This is a genomic window from Arthrobacter sp. Y3223164 (assembly GCF_059091005.1).
In genome coordinates, this window is sequence record NZ_JBNHGF010000337.1 from 1 (window position 1) to 3,019 (window position 3,019).

The following is a 3,019-nucleotide window of genomic DNA, read 5'->3' on the forward strand; positions in this document are numbered from 1 at the left end:
CGCGTTGGCCGAGGAACAGGGCCGGACCGCTTTCCGCGGTGGCGAGCCTGGGCCTGCCGCGGCGCAGCCAGTCGTCCATGGCGACGGCGGCCGGCAGTCCAAACGGAACGGTGCGTTCCTTGTTGCCCTTGCCGAGCACTCGGATGGTCCGGCGTTCGTTGTCCACTTCGTCGATGTCCAGGCCCGCGAGTTCGCTGACGCGGATTCCGGTGGCATAGAGCAGTTCGATCATCGCCCGGTCCCGCAGGGGCATCGGCTCCCCCTCGGCGGCTTCCTCGGCGAGCGTTCGGAACAGCTCGTCGACCTGGGCCGGGCGCAGCACGGTGGGCAGCGAGCCGGTGCGTTTGGGCGCCTTCAGCCGGAGCGACGGATCGGTGTGGATGAGCTCTTCCCGCAACGCCCAGCCCATAAACGTGCGGGCGGTGGCCGTGCGCCGCGCCAGCGTGGATCGGGCCATGCCGGCTCCGTTCATCGCGCCCAGCCAGGACCGCAGGGTCCCGAGGGTGATGTCCGGCAGCTCCCGGGCACCGGTTTCCGCTGCGTAGCCGAGCAGGTGCCGGACGTCGGTCGCATAGGCGCGGATGGTATGTTCCGAGCGCGCCCGTTCCGCCTTCAGATAGCGGGCGAAGCCATCGAGGGCCGCGTCAAAGGCCTGCGGGAGCGGCTCGGTGCCCTGCGGTTCGGGTTGGTCTGCAGAGCTCATCCCCTCACTTTGCTGGTCCGGCCCGCCGAACTCAAGGAGGCGCACGGGGCACGGCTGAATTGCCGCCGCGCTCCTTCCCTGTGTCCTACTCAGTCCCGCCGCCCCCGGCGCCAGCCGGTGGCGTCCTGGACGGCCAGTCCTGCCGCTTCCAACCGGCCGAGCCCCGCGAGGACGGTGCGGACCGGGATGCCCGCGACCGTGGCGAGCTTGTCCACGGTGCTTCCCCGGCGAACCGGCAGGGCGTCGAGCAGCAGCAGGTCGTCCACGCCGAGTCCGTCGTGGTCGGCGAGCACCTCTTGGCCCCCGGCGGGCACTGTTCCCAGCGGTCCCGCGAGCTCGGCTGCCTCTGCGGCATCCGTGACGGCAGTCGCGCTCCCGTCGCGCAACAGCCGATGGGTACCGGCCGAGTTCGCGCTGTAGACGGATCCGGGGACGGCGCCCACGCCGCGGCCCAGCCCCGCGGCGTGATGGGCAGTATTCAGTGCCCCGGAGCGCCAGCGGGCCTCCACCACGATGGTTGCGGCGGCCAACGCCGCGATGAGCCGGTTTCGTTGCAGGAATCTCCAACGTGTTGGTGCGGCGCCGGGCGGCACTTCGGCCAGCAGGATCCCCCGTCTGGCGATGGCGCGGAGCAGTTCTTCGTTTCCGGCCGGGTAGTACCGGTCCAGGCCGCCGGCCATGACCGCCATGGTGGCGACATGTTCGGTTTCCGCCGCCAGGGCCGACCGATGGGCCTGCGCATCGATCCCGTAGGCCCCGCCGGAGATCACGCAATAGCCCCGCTGCGCGAGTCCGCTGCTGATGTCGCCGGTCACCTGGTTGCCGTAATTCGTGCTGTCCCGGGAACCGACAACGGCCACCGTTGTCCGGACGTCCGGGATGCCGCCGGTGAACCTTCCCCGCGCCCAGAGGCAGAGCGGTTCGCCCAGCCCGAGGTCTGCCAACGCGGCCGGCCACACGGCGTCTCCGGGAATGAGCACGGTGCCGCCAAGCCTGCCGATCACGACCAGGTCGCGTTCGGGCGCAAGGTCCTTGATGCGCGGCGCCCACCGCTCGAGGGCGTCGCTGAGCGGCTGGGCGTTGCCGGCAGAGGGTACGCGGTCGAGGGCGCTCAGCAATTCCGCCTGCAGACCGTGCCCGGCCTTGATCTGGCCGGTGGCGACCCTGAGGGCGTCGTGGGCGCCGGCAGCAGCGACCAGTGCCTGGCCGATCCAGTCAGACGGCTCCATCAGCCGGGACAGCGCCGCCCGGGCAAGGCGCTCGTCGGTGGACGGCAGTTGCGTCATTCTGGTCATCTCCTCCTGGCCTGCGGCCGCAGATGGGGACGGCATGGTCACGCCGCCTTGACCTGTTGGCGGAAGGCCAGCGCCGTGCCGACGCAGTCCCGGTCCGGCCGGTCCAGGCCGGACAGGTCGGCGAGCGTCCACGCAACGCGCAGGACCCGCGAGTAGCCACGGCCGGTCAGCACTCCGCATTCCATGGCCCGGTCCAGGTCCCTTGTGATAGCCGCCGGAAGCCGCAGCTTTCCGGTCAACAGTTCGCCGCTGATCTCCGCGTTCAACCCGATGCCCCACGGCTGCAGCCTCGCCCGCTGTGCCGTCCGTGCCACCGCTACCCGGGCGGCGACGGCCGCGCTGTCCTCCCGCCGCGCACCCGTGGCCATCATCCCCACAGTCAGCCGTGGCAGAGTCAGCTGCAGATCGATGCGGTCGGTCAAGGGGTTGGAGAGTTTGCCGAAGTAGCGGCGCCTCTGGTCGGGCGTGCAGGTACATTCCAAACCCTTGCCGCCGGAGAGCCCGCACGGGCAGGGGTTCGCCGCCATGACGAGCTGGAAACGGGCCGGGTAGGCGGCGCTGCCCGCCGCCCGGTGTACCACCAGCCGCCCGCTCTCCAGCGGCTGGCGCAACGCGTCGAGCACCTGCCGGTCGTATTCAGGTGCCTCGTCCATGAACAGCACCCCGCGGTGTGCCCGCGAGGCCGCTCCCGGGCGGGGCATGCCGGAGCCGCCCCCGATGATGGAGACCGCCGTTGCCGTGTGGTGCGGGCTCTCGTACGGCGGCCGCCGTACCAGCTCGGTCAGCGGGACGGCCGTGGCGCTCAGGGAGTGGATGGCGGTCACCTCCATGGCGTGGTGGTCGGGAAGATCGGGCAGGATGCCAGGCAACCGTTCGGCGAGCATCGTCTTGCCGGCACCGGGCGGGCCGACGAGCAGCAAATGATGGCCGCCCGCAGCGGCGACTTCCAGCGCCGCCCGGGCTTCATGCTGCCCGGCCACGTCCGCCAGGTCGGGGGCGGGCGCAGGAGGTGCTGCGGCCG

Annotated in this window: 3 protein-coding genes; all 3 read right to left on the reverse strand. The window is 71.4% G+C overall.

What is annotated here, in order from left to right; translation table 11 throughout:
* Positions 1 to 703, reverse strand: a 703-nt coding sequence (locus AC5RUJ_RS13605; RefSeq protein WP_494156006.1) for a tyrosine-type recombinase/integrase, incomplete at its 3' end; no start/stop codon positions are given.
* 89 nt (positions 704 to 792) lie between these two features.
* The gene (gene dprA / locus AC5RUJ_RS13610) at positions 793 to 1,998 is read right to left on the reverse strand and encodes a DNA-processing protein DprA (protein ID WP_494128252.1); all 1,206 of its coding nucleotides are present in this window, start codon (positions 1,996 to 1,998) and stop codon (positions 793 to 795) included.
* Between the two features lie 38 nt (positions 1,999 to 2,036).
* A partial coding sequence (locus AC5RUJ_RS13615; RefSeq protein ID WP_494156007.1) for a YifB family Mg chelatase-like AAA ATPase occupies positions 2,037 to 3,019 on the reverse strand: 983 nt, incomplete at its 5' end.